Here is a 13408-nt window from a genome sequence, read left to right as displayed (position 1 = left end):
ATCCGGCCTCGGTGAGCAATCAAACCGGCTTTATGGCCGGTTTTGCTTTTTGGGGCAGTGCGGATATGCTGGCTCCCCCATGACGAATCGAGACCGCAGAAGATGACCAAGGTTCGGCCCCGCTCCCTGCTCCAGGTAGTACTGATGGGCTTCGTGCTGGTGCTGATGCCCCTGGGGGGCATGATCTGGCACGACAGTCAGGCTCTCTCCCACCTGGGCCAGCTCACCAGCGACGAGATGGAACGTGCGGTGCGGGACACTCGCCGGGCGACGCTGCTCTCCACCCAGGCCATCGATCTGGAGCGCACCCTGCGCCGCTATGCGGTCCTGGGTGATGATCGCATCCTGGCCAGCTATCGGCAGCAGCTGGTGCGCTACCGGGAACTGCTCGCGACCCATCAGGACTCCATTCCGGATGCCGAGGTCTACGGAGATCTCGAGGCGACGTTGGTCTGGCTCGACGGCCTGCAGGATCTGCGCAAGGCCAGGCAGGAGGCGACCAGCCCCCGTTTCACCGACTTCAACGAACTGAACCAGCAACTGGAAGTGGTCACCCGCAGCCAGGTGGATGATCACGTGACCCGCATGCGGGGCGCCATCGTGGAGCTGAAGCAGCAGATCTGGTGGGTCAGCGGCTTCGTGGTCGGGCTCAGCCTGCTGCTGGTGTTGCTCTTTACCTACCTCATCATCCACCCGGTACGTCAGATTGAGTCGCGGATCCTGAGTCTGGGCGCAGGTGTCGAGCCGGATCAGCGCCCGGTGGATGGCCCGGCCGAACTGGTGCTGCTGGGGGAGCGGATCAGCTGGCTGCACGACAAGCTCAAGGAGCTGGAACAGCAGAAATACCAGTTCCTGCGCCACGTATCCCACGAGCTGAAAACCCCCCTTGCCGTGCTGCGGGAGGGGGCTGATCTGCTCTCGGAGCAGCTGGTGGGGCCCCTCAACGGGGATCAGCAGGAGATCTGCCAGATGCTGGAGGAGAACAGCCGCCGTCTGCAGACCCTGATCGAGCGGCTGCTCGACTTCAATCGCCTCAGCCAGCAGGAGGTGTTCACCCTGTCCGAGGTGCCCCTGGCGCCCTTGTTGTCAGACTTGTCCGAAGAGTACCGGCTCGCGCTGGAATCCAAGCAAATCAGTGTACACTTGCCGCCCGAGCCCATCAGCCTGCGGGCAGAGCCCTACCGCCTGCGACTCATCCTCGACAATCTCTTTTCCAACGCGGTCAGCTATGGCGCCAGGGGCGGACAGATCTGGATCCGCGCCGGGGCGGGAGCGGGCGGCGGCTGGCTGGAGGTGGCCAACGAAGGGCCTGTCATCCCGCCAGACGAGCGGGAGCGCATCTTCGAGCCCTTTGAACAGGGCAGCATAGTGCGCCAGGGATTGCTGAAAGGCTCCGGCATGGGCCTCTCCATTGCCCGTGAGTCTGCCATGAGTCTGGGCGGCGAGCTCAGGCTGATCGAGGATGCCCAGGCGGATGTCTGTTTCCGGCTGGATTTGAACGTGCGCCCGAGCTGACGGGCGTGGCGGCGACCCCGCAGGTGCGGGTGGCGCCTTGACACCGAATATTGAGAGGAGCGGGCAGGTGCCTGTTTCCCACCAGGATCTGAAGTGACATTCAAGATGAAACGATTTGTGATTCCCGTATTGATGATAGGCCTGCTCGCTGGCTGTTCCCTGCTGCCTTCTACCAGCCTCACCGAGCCTTCCCAGGAGGCGATCGCCAGGCGGATGGAGTTTGCCAACAAGGAGATGCAGGTGCGCCTGCAATACTCGGACTGGCTGCTGGCCAGCCATCCCCAGCAGCGGATGCAGGAGCGCCAGCGACTGGCCGGCGCCACCGACCTCGAGAGCCGGGTCAGTCTGGCCATGGTCAACACCCACCCGTCCGAATCGGTGGCCAGCCGCCGGGCCGGGCTGGATCAGCTGAAAGCTCTGTTGCCGGAGCTCGGTCTCGATGCCCAGGCCTTCCTGCGCAGCTGGATCGCCCTCGGGGAGGAGCTGCTGGTGCGAGACAGCCGCCGCGACGATCAGAGTCAGGAGGTGAAGCGTCTGCGCCAGCAGATAGAGCAGCTCTCCGCCATCGACGAGCAGCTCAACCAGCGTAAGCTCAATGGGGGAGGTCAGCCATGACAGCTCCGGACCGCGCCGCAATGATCGCGTTTTTCGCCAAGAGGAGGTGAGAGCATGAGCCGTATTCTGCTGGTGGACGATGATGCCAGCCTGCTCAAGCTGATGAGCATGCGCCTGCGCAGCCAGGGTTACGAGGTGGATACCGCCGACAGCGCCGAAGGAGCGCTGGACAGGCTGCGCCAGCAGCGGGCCGACCTGGTGCTGAGCGATCTGCGCATGGGGGGCATGGACGGGCTGGCGCTGTTCGAGCGGATCCAGTCCCAGTGGCTCGGCATGCCGGTGATCATCATGACCGCCCACGGCACCATTCCCGACGCCATCCAGGCGACCCGCTCCGGGGTGTTCAGCTTCCTCACCAAGCCCATCGACAAGGACGAGCTGCTGGTCACCATAGAACATGCTCTCAGCCTGACCCGTCCGAAGCAGCAGCAGGAGTGGCAGTCCCTCATCCAGACCCGCAACCCGCAGATGGAGCAGTTGCTGATCCAGGCGAGCAGCATCGCCACCATGGACGTGCCCGTGCTGATCCTGGGCCCCTCCGGCGCCGGCAAGGGGGTGATGACCCAGGCGCTGCACCAGGCCAGCCACCGCCGCGACAAGCCGCTGCATACCATCAACTGTGCGGCTCTGCCCTGGCCCGCGCTGGACTTGCAGCTGTTTGGCGAGGATGGCCAGTCCGGCCTGTTTGCCGAGGCCAAAGGCGGCACCCTCTTCCTCGACGAGATAGGGGATCTGTCGGAGTCACTCCAGGCCAAGTTGCTCCAGGTGCTGGCGGAGTATGGTCAGGGTACCCCCGAGGTGCGGGTCATCAGCTCCAGCCATCAGGATCTGGTGACCGCCATGGAAGAGGGGCGTTTTCGCGAGGATCTCTTCTACCGCCTCAACGTGGCCAACATCACTCTGCCGCCTCTGAGCGCCCGCAGCGAGGACATCCCCCTGCTGGCCCGTCAGGCGCTGGACGATTACCGCAACCGTCACCCCGATTGCGCCGCCCTCGGCTTCTCGCCGGAGGCGCTGGCCCTGCTGGCCGCCGCGGCCTGGCCGGGCAACGTGCGCCAGCTCTGCGGGGTGGTGGAGCAGCTCGCGAGCCTCTGCTGCAGCCCGGTGATAGGCGCGGCCATGGTGGAGTCGGCCCTGAGTGGCGGCGGTGGCGGCATTCCCTCGTTCAACGAGGCGCGGGCCGAGTTTGAAAAGGAGTACCTGATCCGGCTGCTGCGCACCACGGAAGGCAATGTGACCCTGGCGGCCAACATGGCGGGGAGAAACCGCACCGACTTCTACAAGCTATTGAATCGGCACGGCATCGAGGCGGCCAACTTCAAGTCGAAGGGATAGAAGGGATAAATGACAGAGGGGCGGCCCGTCGATGACGGGCCGCCCCTCTGGTTTCCGACCGAATCGGTTACCTTGTCAGGCTCAGGCTCAGGCTCAGGCTCAGGCTCAGGCCGGGTCGCTGACGCCGTCGGTGGAGAGGGTCTTCTGGGAGAGCCAGAGGCCGCTCGCCTTCATCAGATAGCCAAACAGGGCGCCGATGATGAGGGAGGGCAGAATGAGCCGCCACTCGCCTGCGGCGCCGAAGGTGGCACAGCAACCGGCGAAGGTGCCGGGAATGTAGGCGAGCCACTGCTGCCTGGCCTGCACGCACATCAGGGTGGCCACCACCCCTGTCATCAGATAACCCGCCATGCCGGCCCCCCACCAGGTCTCCCCGTGGATCAGCAGGAGTGCCCACAGCATGCCGGTGGTGTTGCACAGCAAGGTCTGTAACAGCGCCTTGTAACCGCCACTCGAGGCGAAGTAGCTGGTGCAGCCGAGGAAGCCGACCCAGGAGATGAGACCGAGTGCGGCGGCCAGTCCACCCCAGACGGCGGAGAGGATCCCGGTCGTGATGGCGATGGCGAACAGTGGGCTCATGGCGTGACTCTCAGTGGTTGAATCCGGAAAAGGAGGCAGCCTACTCCGCGGTGGAGCGGCAGCAAGCGGGGGCCGGATTGTGTGTGATCCCGGTCACTCTTTGCAACTCTGGAATACGCTTGCGCTCGCGAAAAAAATTCATTGGAGGCGCCGCAGACCTTGTTCCATAGTTAGAGGCCCTGTCCTGCTCATGGAGTGAGTCTGATGGTGCCAAACGTGATCGTTCCTCTGCTGGTGTTCGTAGTGCTCTTCCTGGCCGGTACCATGGCCAAGGCACTGCCCCTTTACCAACTCATGTAATTCTGTGTGAAATAAAACTCGGCCGGGGCGGGTCTTATGGTTGTCAACCTCATCGTCCCGGGAGTTTTTTCATGTTGATCAAGCGCCGTACTTCTCATCACCCCACCGAACAGGATGTCACGCCGGAAACCGTCTATCAGGATCGTCGCCGCATTCTGAAAGGGCTGGGCCTGGGCGTCGGTGCCGCCACCCTGGCGTTTCCGGTGAAGGCCAGCCTGCTGGATCTCTTCGCATCGGACAAGCCGGCCACCGTGGCCCCCACCAGACCCCTCGACATCCGTGCCGCGACCCGACCAGAGGGATTGATCCTCACCCCGGAGGAGAAGGCCACCACCCACAACAATTTCTACGAGCTGGGGACCGACAAGGGGGACCCGGCCCGCAACGGCCATTACCTCAGGCCCGAGCCCTGGACCCTGAAGGTGGAAGGGGAGGTGGCCAAACCCTTCACCCTGGATGTGTGGGATCTCATCAACAAGAGCACGCTGGAGGAGCGCATCTATCGGCTGCGCTGCGTGGAGGCCTGGTCCATGGTATTGCCCTGGAGCGGCATTGCGCTGGCGGATCTGATCCGCCGTGCCGAGCCCACCAGTCGCGCCAAGTTCGTGGCCTTCGAGACGCTCTATGATCCGGAACAGTTGCCGGGGCAGGCCTCCCGTGCCCTGGGGGGCGGCATCGATTATCCCTATGTGGAGGGCTTGCGCCTCGACGAGGCCATGCACCCCCTCTCCTTCCTCGCCATGGGGCTCTATGGCAAGACCCTGCCCGCCCAGAACGGGGCTCCCATCCGGCTGGTGGTGCCCTGGAAGTACGGCTTCAAGAGCATCAAGAGCATCCTCTCCATCCGCCTGGTGGAGGAGATGCCCCCCACCACCTGGAACCTGCTGGCCCCCAACGAATATGGCTTCTACGCCAACGTCAACCCGAACGTGGATCACCCGCGCTGGAGCCAGGCGAGCGAGCGTTTCATCGGCGAGGGGGGCATCTTCGGGGCCAAGCGCCAGCCGACCCTGATGTTCAATGGCTACGGCGACGAGGTGGCGTCCCTCTATCAGGGGATGGATCTGCGTAAATGGTATTGAGACTGACGCTCTGCCCGACTGATCTCTTGCCTCCTTTTCCCCTGGTGGGAGAGGGGATGAGAAGTGGGAAAAACATGACGGGAGCTGCAATATGATGCCGAGACTGAAAACAGCCCATGTCAACGGCTTGCGGGCGCTGGTGCACTTTGGTTCGATCGGCTTTTTGCTCTGGCTGGGCTATGCCGTGCCAGCCGGGCTGCTGGGGGGGGATCCGGTCCAGGGGCTGACCCATTACCTTGGCAAGGGGGCCCTCCACCTGCTGTTGCTGACCCTGCTGGTGTCGCCGCTCGCCAAGCGCTGGCGCCAGGGGCAGCTCATCAAGTTGCGCCGCCCCCTCGGGCTCTGGTGCGCCGCCTGGGCGTCCCTGCACTTCATGGTCTGGCTGGGGCTGGATCTGCAGTTCGACTGGGGGCTGATTGGCGGCGAGCTGGTGAAGCGCAGCTACATAGTGGTGGGCATGGTGGCGCTGCTGCTGTTGCTGGCGCTCGGCATCACCTCGATCCCGGCCCTGTTGCGGCGCATGGGGCCTGCCTGGCAGAAGCTGCACAACTGGATCTACGGGGTGGCTCTACTGGTGCCGGTACACTACTGGTGGTCGGTCAAGAGCGGGTGGCAGGAGCCCCTCATCTATCTGGTGCTGGCCTGCGCCCTGCTGTGGCCACGGCGAGAGAAGCTGCTGCGCCCCTGGCGTAGGCGAGCGCAAGTAGCCGGGAGGGGGGCGGCGCAACAGCCGTCACGCCCATAGCAAAAGAGGCCTATTCGGCCTCTTTTTTGGTGATCTCGCCGGTGTTGGCATCGACCTGCAACTGGACGCGCTGATCGTCGGCATTCAGGGTATCGACCTCGAATTTGTCCCCTTCCAGCTCCACTTCCCGAATGTCGTGATACCCTTGTGCCAGCAACAACTTGACCAGTCCGGCCATGTCGAGACGTGTCTGCGCCGCCCAGCCAAAGGTGGAAAAGAGGCACAAGATCAGCAGGATACTGCGTGGGATCATATTCATTCCGGATTCATGGCTGGCACACTATAAACGGCATTATGTTAGGTTTTGAGAGATGAATCACCCATGAATAGCGCGCTGCCCCTGCTTGGATTGCTGCTGCCGATGCTGGTTCAGGCGGCCCAGCCGAACGAGGCCTTGCTGCAACAGGCGGTCAGCGAGGGGCGGGTCCGTCCTTTTCATGATCTGATGGCGGTGGCCTCCCGCCTGCCGGTGCGGGTGCTGCGGGTCGATCTGGGTGAGGAGGATGGCGTCTGGCTCTACGAGCTCAGGCTCATCGACGAGGAGAACAGCGTCATCAAGGTGGGCTACCGGGCTGACAACCTGGAGATGGTGTGGCTCAAGGGCCACCATCTGGAACGCCTGTTCGCTCCGCGCCCGCCCCCGGAAGAGGAGTAACGGCGTGAGTCCGTGAACCTACCGTCGTCCGGTTCGTCCCCCCAACCGTTGCCGGTGCCGGCACAACTCTGTTTTGGATACCCATGTATGCGCATTCTGATAGTTGAAGATGAAAAGATCCTCGCGGGCCAGCTGGCGGAACAGCTGCGTCTGTCCGGTTTCGTCACCGATCTCTGCCACGATGGCAACGAGGCGGGCTTTCTCGGCGAGACCGAACCCTATGACGCCATCATCCTGGATCTCGGCCTGCCCGGTCGCGACGGCCTGAGCGTACTGAAGGAGTGGCGCAGCAAGGGGATGGACACCCCGGTGCTGGTGCTGACCGCCCGTGGACAGTTGCACGAGAAGATTGAAGGGCTCAACGCCGGGGCGGACGACTACCTCACCAAGCCCTTCCAGGTGGCGGAGCTGGTGGCGAGGGTGCAGGCGCTGGTGCGCCGGGCGGCGGGGAACGCCAGCTCCATCCTCGAGATCGGTGGCGTGCGTCTCGACATGGCGGCCTCCCAGGTGTGGTACGAAGGGACCCCCATCAAGCTCACCGCCCACGAGTTCCGGGTGCTGGGCTACCTGATGCAGCACAGGGGCAAGGTGGTGTCCCGCAGCGAGCTGATCGACCACATCTATGCCCAGGATTTCGATCGCGACTCCAACACCGTGGAGGTGTTCATCGGCCGCATCCGCAAGAAGACCCACGCCGATCTCATCGAGACGGTGCGCGGCCTCGGTTACCGGATCAACGAATGACACCCTCGCAACCGATGGCGGGGTGGGTTGAATGAGGCTGGTACGCACCCTGCGAGGTCGGCTGGTGGTGATCGCCATGGTCTGGTGCGGTCTCTTCCTGTTCGCCACCGGCTTCAGCCTGCAGACCATGATGCGCAACTACTGGCAGGAGGCGGAGGCCGATGGCCTGCGCCTGCAGCTCTACGATCTGCTCTCCCGCCTCGAGATCCAGCCGGACGGCATGCCGGTGGTCACCGAGCCCATGGCCGATCCCCGTTATCGCCAGCCCTACTCCGGCTACTACTGGCAACTGGAGCTGGGGGAGACGGTGGTCAGTCGCTCCCGCTCCCTGTGGGATGCCCATTTGAGCGCCCACGGCCTGAAGTCGGCCTTCGGCGATCCGGATCTCTTTGTCGGCAAGGGGCCCAACAAGGAGCCCCTGCTCATCATGACCCGTACCGTGCTGCTGCCGGGGTCTGATCGGGTCTTTACCCTGGTGATGGCCAAGGACAGCAGCGCCCTGACCCAGACCCTGAAGAAGACCCGCATCAGCCTGTTCCTCGGCCTCGGCTTCGCCGCCACCGGCCTGGTGCTCGGCTTCATGTTCCAGATCCTCTACGGCCTGCGCCCGCTGCACCTGCTGCGCCGCGAGCTGAGCCGCGTCCATCAGGGTCATCAGGAGGGGTTCCGGCTGCGCTACCCCCTGGAGATCCAGCCGCTGGTGGAGGACATCAACCGCCTGCTGCACCACTATGGCGAGCTGCTGCAACGAGCCCGCTCCCACACCGGCAACCTGGCCCACGCCCTCAAGACGCCGCTCAGCATCATGCGCAACCAGGTGACCCAGTTGCCGCCGGAGGATCAAGCCGCCCTCGGCGAGCAGCTCGACCAGATCCAGCGCCACATCGACTACCACCTCGGCAAGGCGCGAGTGACCGGCGCCGCCAAGATCCTCGGGGTGTCGACCCCGGTGCGGGCCCGGGTGGAGTACATCTGCCGCGCCTTCTCCCGCCTCTATCCCGGCAAGACGGTGGACTTGCAGGTGCCGGTCAATCTGGCGGTCGGGGTGGAGGAGCAGGACTTCGACGAGATGGTGGGCAACCTGCTGGAGAACGCCTTCAAGTGGTCCGCCAGCGAGTTGCGCATCTCCAGTGCCGAGCTGGGGGGCTGGATCACCCTGCGCATCGAGGACGACGGCCCCGGCATGAGCGAGGATCAGATCGCCAAGGCGGTGCTGCGGGGGGTGCGCCTCGACGAGAAGGTGCCGGGCTCGGGCCTTGGCCTCAACATCGTCTCGGATCTCGCGGAAGCCTATCGCGGCAGCCTCATCATGGGACGGGCCGAGCTGGGGGGGCTCGCCGCTTCCCTCTCCCTGCCCAAGGTGGCCAGGGTCGAGTGATGGGGCGCCCCGTCGGGGGGCCCCTTTTGTGCCGCCGTGCTGGCAAGGGTGCGGCACCCGGCATAAGATACGTCTCTTGTTTCAGGTGTAGGAAGGGTAGCAATGACTGACGATCCTTGGGCTTTGTGCCATCTCGATGATTCGTTCGATGCCTCGGTGCTGGGCACCAAGGGGGCCCAGATCCAGTGGTTCGAGGACAGGGATGCCCTGATCCAGTTCCTGCTGGAGGACTTTGTCGACCTGCTGGCCGATGTGGGCGAGCTGGACGAGGATCAGACCGAGAGCGCCCGCGAGCGCTTCACCCTGCTGGTGGAGCAGAGCCTGGATGATCGCACCCTGATGGATGCCATCAACGATCTCGCCTCCGGCCTGCGCCGTATTGCCTGGCTGGGGCCCCTCTCCGAACTGGCGGAGTTGAGCGACGATTTCGCAAGCGGGCTGCGTGCCTTCTTCTGGAGCCAGTATGACGGTGACGAGGATGACCCCGAGGCCTGGGTGCCGGAAGATCTCTGGCCCCAGCTGGTCGAGTGTGCGGAAGAATATATGGTTGAGGGCGACTTCTGATCCCCCTTGTCCGCGCTCTGGCTGCAAGGCGGGTGGAGTATGCGGAAGAGTATATGGTTGAGGGTGACTTGTGATTCTGAGCCACACCACAAACTGCGATAAGAAAACGGCGCCATGATGGCGCCGTTTTGTCCGGTAGCAACAGCCTTAGCCGTTGGCCGGTACCTCGTGCGCCGTGTTGGCGAGCACTGGCCCGATATACTTCTCTATCTGCAATTGGGCCATGTGGCCGCAGTTGCCCTGGGCCAGACTGGACGAGCCCTCGTCGAAGGTGAGGCAGTTGACGTTGCCGTTCTTGCAGATGCTGCCCGCTTCGCCCGGCTTGGCCGGATCGTACCAGGCCCCTTCACACACCCGCACTACCCCGGGCCGGATATCGGCGGAGAGCAGGGCACCCACCAGGATCTGGCCGCGCTCGTTGAAGGCCCGCACCAGATCGCCATCCTGGATGCCGCGCGCTTTGGCGTCGTCCGGATGGATCAGGATCGCCTCCCGATCGGCGATGGCGAACTTGTCCCGCAGCGGGGTGTTGTCGAGCTGGGAGTGCAGCCGCTGGGTCGGGTGGGAGGTGTTGAGCGACAGCGGATAGCGCGCTGCTATCTCGCTCTTCACCCACTCCTTGGGCTCATACCACTTGGGATGACCGGCGCAGTCGGCATAATCCATCCCCGCCACCGTGTTGGAGAAGATCTCGATCTTGCCGGACGGGGTACCGAGCGGGTTGAGCAGCGGGTTCTCGCGAAAATCGGCGTGACGGATCCACTGGCGGTTGGCCTCCGGGATCGGGAAGCGGATGTAGTTGTTGGCCTCCCAGAACATGTTGAACGGCGGCAGCGCCACCCGGGCACCGCGAGCCTGGGCCGCCATGCCGTCGTACATCTGCTTGAGCCACAGCATCTCGTCCTTCCCTTCGGTGTACTGCTCCTGCACGCCCAGCTTGGCGGCGATGGCGCTGAAGATGTCGAAGTCGTTGCGGGACTCATGCTGGGGGGGGACGCACTGGTGCATGGGGAAGACGTAGCGCTGGGAGTAGTCGCCCCCCATCTCCAGATCGTTGCGCTCATAGCTGGTGGTGGCCGGCAGCACGATGTCGGCGTGTTTGGCGGTGGCCGTCCAGTAGGGCTCGTGGACGATCACGGTCTGCGGCTTGCGCCACGCCTGCAGCAGGTTGTTGGTGTCCTGATGGTGGTGGAAGGGGTTGCCCCCCGCCACGTAGACCAGCTTGATGTCCGGATAGGTCACCTTGCGGCCGTTGAAGTCGATGGTCTTGCCCGGGTTGGCGAGGCAGTCGGCGATGCGGGCCACCGGGATGGGGGCCGGGCTGTTCTTCGGTGCGCTGCCAGCGGAGATGCCCGCCAGAATGCCGCCCTTGGCGGTGGGGCTGCCACCGGAGGAGTAGTGGTAACTGAAGCCGTAGCCACCCCCCGGCAGGCCGATCTGGCCCAGCATGGAGGCCAGAGTGACCAGCATCCAGTTGGGCTGCTCCCCGTGGTGCTGACGCTGCATGCCCCAACCGGCCATGATCATGGTGCGCTTGGCGGCCATGTCGAGTGCCAGCTGGCGAATCACCTTGGCCTCGACGCCGCAGATGGCGCTCGCCCACTCGGCGCTCTTGGGCTGACCGTCATCCTTGCCGAGCAGGTAGGCGAGGAAGGTGTCGAAGCCGACGGTGTAGCGATCGAGGAAGGCCTGATCGTGCTTCTTCTCGCTGTAGAGGGTGTGAGCGACACCCAACATCATGGCCACGTCGGTATAGGCGTTCGGGGCAATCCACTCGGCATTGGCCTGCTTGGCGGTCTCGTTGTAGACGGGGTCGATGCTGATGACCCGGGTGCCTTTCTCTTTCAGCGCCTTGAAGCCGGCCTGCCCCTCGTGATCCGGCATGTTCCAGCTGTTCTTCAGGGTCACCTGGGCGTTGACCCCCCAGAGCACCACCAGTTCGGCGTGCTCCACCACGTTGGGCCAGGCGGTCTGCTGCTCGTACACCTCGATGGAGCCCATCACGTGGGACATGATCACCTGGGCCGCGCCGGTGGAGTAGTCCCCGGCATAGCCGGTGAAACCCCCGGCCAGGTTCATCAGGCGGTGCAGAAGGGTGCGGCTGTTGTGGAACATGCCCACGCTCTTCCAGCCGTAGGATCCGGCGTGGATCGCCTGGGGGCCGAAATCAGACTGGACGCTCTGGATCTCGCCGGCCACCAGTTCGATGGCCTTCTCCCAGCTCACCCGTACCCACTCGTCGGCTCCGCGCAGCTCCGGTCTGGCACCCGGGCCGTGCTCCAGCCAGCTTTTGCGCACCATGGGGTACTTGATGCGGTTCTTGGCGTGGACCTGGAACGGCGCCATGTCGATGAGGTCATTCGGTGCCGGATCGTCGGCCACCGGCTGGACCCGCACCATGCGGCCCTCGGAGACGATGGCCTCGAAGGCCCCCCAGTGGGCGCCGGTCAGGATGCCTTTCTGGGCGGGCACCAGGGTGGGGAACTGCTCAAGGGCCGTGCTGACGGCCTTGGCCAGGGCGCTTTTCGGGAAGAGACCAGCCAGCAGGGGCAGGGCGGCACAGGCCCCCAGCCCCTTGAGCAGAGTACGGCGGGAGAGGTTGGTCTGTTGGTCATTGAAAAAAGTCATGGGAGAGTCCTCTGTTCCTGCCTTAATGGGCCGCGCTCATGTCGCTGGCGTGTTTCTGCACGTATTGGGTGAGCATGCGCGCCTGCTCCGGGGTGAGGGAGGTACGAGACTCCATCCCCTTGATAACGCCGATCCACTGGTTGGCGTTGAAGTGATCCAGCGCGGTGAGGCCGTGACAGCCGGTGCAGTTGTTGGACATCAGGGTGGAGGCGTATTGCCACAGCTTGCCCTGGTCGCCGATGAGCTGGCTCTGGTCGACCCAGGCGGTCAGGCTGACCTGATGCCAGGTGAGGTTGGTGGCGCTGTCGGTTTCGCTCTTGCCGGTCACGAGGGCTTTTCTGGCGGCTTCGCCGACCAGCACGCTCAGGATCCGTTTGCCGGGGGCGGCGTAGAACACCTCGCTCACACCGTCCTGCTGCCAGCCGTCGATGCGCACCTGGGTGCGGCCGTTGTCGTTGGCCAGCACTTCCACCTGGGTGGAGGGCATCAGGGTGCCTTCGTCAGTCTTGGCGCCAGCATCCAGATAGAGCGGGGTGGTGGCGATGGCATAGCGGGTGGTGACGGTTACCGGGGTCTGGGCCGCGGCGGCGGCCAGTTCGCTGGCACCGGCGGCGGCCAGGCCGCTCATGTCCGGCATGATGTGGGCAACGCCGCGGTGACAGTCGATGCAGGTCTGACCCTCCTTGATGGCGACCGGGTGCTCGGCGCGGGCATTGGGGCGTTGGGCCAGGATGTCCATGGCGGCGTAGCTGTGGCAACTGCGACAGGTGGCGGAGTCATTGGCCTTGAGCTGATCCCACACGGTCTGGGCCATGCGCAGCTTGTGGGCCTCGTATTTCTCCGGGGTGTCGAGGGTGCCGATCGCCTCGTGATAGATGTCCTTCACGGCGCGGATCTTGGTCCAGAGATAGGCGGCGGGTTCACTGGGGATGTGGCAGTCGGCGCACTCGGCGCGGATCCCCTTCACGTTCTGGAAGTGGACGCTGCCCTGATATTCGGCGAGCGGGGTCTGCATGGAGTGGCAGGAGACGCAGAACTCGGTGGAGCTGGTCTTGTGCAGCACGGTGACGGTGACGCCCAGTGCGGCGATCCCCAGCAGGGCCCCGAGCAGCAGAAGCCAGAACCAGGTCTTTCTCAACAGTTTTCCAAGCATGGTGACGGTGTCCTTCGAATTCGGGTATTACCAATATAGTAGTAGTCCCAGGATTCAAAGGGTTGACCTCGGTCATGGTTTTTATTTCGTCATATAATTGATTTTTGGTTTTGTT

The 13408-nt window shown here is 64.0% G+C and carries 13 protein-coding genes; 9 read left to right on the top strand and 4 right to left on the bottom strand.

Annotated elements, in window-relative coordinates; genetic code table 11:
• Nucleotides 1–102: 102 nt before the first annotated feature.
• The 3 genes from ACPW74_RS18600 to ACPW74_RS18590 all read left to right on the top strand — a co-directional run bounded on the left by ACPW74_RS18600 (nucleotide 103) and on the right by ACPW74_RS18590 (nucleotide 3465).
• Nucleotides 103–1515: a sensor histidine kinase gene (locus ACPW74_RS18600; protein ID WP_045522797.1), complete on the top strand. Its 1413-nt coding sequence runs from the start codon at nucleotides 103–105 to the stop codon at nucleotides 1513–1515.
• A gap of 105 nt (nucleotides 1516–1620) precedes the next feature.
• On the top strand, nucleotides 1621–2130 hold the full coding sequence (locus tag ACPW74_RS18595) for a hypothetical protein (RefSeq protein WP_039039694.1): 510 nt from the start codon (nucleotides 1621–1623) through the stop codon (nucleotides 2128–2130).
• 54 nt (nucleotides 2131–2184) lie between these two features.
• Nucleotides 2185–3465 (top strand): sigma 54-interacting transcriptional regulator, encoded by a 1281-nt coding sequence (locus tag ACPW74_RS18590; protein WP_010675978.1) that lies wholly within the window; start codon nucleotides 2185–2187, stop codon nucleotides 3463–3465.
• Between the two features lie 105 nt (nucleotides 3466–3570).
• Here the strand turns inward: ACPW74_RS18590 and ACPW74_RS18585 are convergent, their stop codons facing one another.
• Entirely contained in the window at nucleotides 3571–4044 is a 474-nt protein-coding gene (locus tag ACPW74_RS18585; RefSeq protein WP_039039614.1) for a DUF1097 domain-containing protein, read from the bottom strand.
• Between the two features lie 371 nt (nucleotides 4045–4415).
• On the opposite strand from ACPW74_RS18585, the gene msrP reads away from it, so the two are divergent.
• Both msrP and ACPW74_RS18575 read left to right on the top strand, forming a co-directional pair.
• Complete coding sequence (gene msrP / locus ACPW74_RS18580; protein WP_279982090.1) at nucleotides 4416–5426, top strand: protein-methionine-sulfoxide reductase catalytic subunit MsrP; 1011 nt, start codon at nucleotides 4416–4418, stop codon at nucleotides 5424–5426.
• Nucleotides 5427–5517: 91 nt separating this feature from the next.
• Nucleotides 5518–6171 carry a protein-methionine-sulfoxide reductase heme-binding subunit MsrQ gene (locus ACPW74_RS18575; protein WP_104452139.1) on the top strand — a complete coding sequence of 218 codons (654 nt, stop codon included), beginning with the start codon at nucleotides 5518–5520 and terminating at the stop codon, nucleotides 6169–6171.
• A gap of 10 nt (nucleotides 6172–6181) precedes the next feature.
• On the opposite strand, the gene ACPW74_RS18570 is transcribed toward ACPW74_RS18575, so the two are convergent.
• Nucleotides 6182–6430, bottom strand: a complete 249-nt coding sequence (locus ACPW74_RS18570; protein ID WP_010675973.1) for a PepSY domain-containing protein — start codon at nucleotides 6428–6430, stop codon at nucleotides 6182–6184.
• Nucleotides 6431–6493: 63 nt separating this feature from the next.
• Between ACPW74_RS18570 and ACPW74_RS18565 the strand changes: the two genes are divergently transcribed.
• The 4 genes from ACPW74_RS18565 (at nucleotide 6494) to ACPW74_RS18550 (ending at nucleotide 9512) form a co-directional block, all read left to right on the top strand.
• Nucleotides 6494–6826 carry a PepSY domain-containing protein gene (locus tag ACPW74_RS18565; protein WP_279982089.1) on the top strand — a complete coding sequence of 111 codons (333 nt, stop codon included), beginning with the start codon at nucleotides 6494–6496 and terminating at the stop codon, nucleotides 6824–6826.
• Nucleotides 6827–6913: 87 nt separating this feature from the next.
• Nucleotides 6914–7570, top strand: coding sequence for a response regulator transcription factor (locus tag ACPW74_RS18560; RefSeq protein WP_005332666.1), 657 nt, complete (start codon nucleotides 6914–6916; stop codon nucleotides 7568–7570).
• A 31-nt stretch (nucleotides 7571–7601) separates the two neighbouring features.
• A complete protein-coding gene (locus tag ACPW74_RS18555; protein ID WP_010675971.1) occupies nucleotides 7602–8948 on the top strand; it encodes a sensor histidine kinase in 1347 nt (448 codons plus the stop codon).
• Nucleotides 8949–9050: 102 nt separating this feature from the next.
• Nucleotides 9051–9512: a hypothetical protein gene (locus ACPW74_RS18550; RefSeq protein WP_010675970.1), complete on the top strand. Its 462-nt coding sequence runs from the start codon at nucleotides 9051–9053 to the stop codon at nucleotides 9510–9512.
• 147 nt (nucleotides 9513–9659) lie between these two features.
• Here the strand turns inward: ACPW74_RS18550 and torA are convergent, their stop codons facing one another.
• Complete coding sequence (gene torA, locus ACPW74_RS18545) at nucleotides 9660–12140, bottom strand: trimethylamine-N-oxide reductase TorA (RefSeq protein ID WP_053288041.1); 2481 nt, start codon at nucleotides 12138–12140, stop codon at nucleotides 9660–9662.
• A 22-nt stretch (nucleotides 12141–12162) separates the two neighbouring features.
• Nucleotides 12163–13293 carry a NapC/NirT family cytochrome c gene (locus ACPW74_RS18540; RefSeq protein WP_041211923.1) on the bottom strand — a complete coding sequence of 377 codons (1131 nt, stop codon included), beginning with the start codon at nucleotides 13291–13293 and terminating at the stop codon, nucleotides 12163–12165.
• Nucleotides 13294–13408 lie beyond the last annotated feature (115 nt).

Origin of the sequence: Aeromonas sp. INTO2 (genome assembly GCF_049860605.1) — a bacterium.
Taxonomy (GTDB): Bacteria; Pseudomonadota; Gammaproteobacteria; order Enterobacterales; family Aeromonadaceae; genus Aeromonas; species Aeromonas caviae.
The sequence above is the reverse complement of the archived record's forward strand: the minus strand, read 5'-3'. Positions and strand labels throughout refer to the sequence as shown.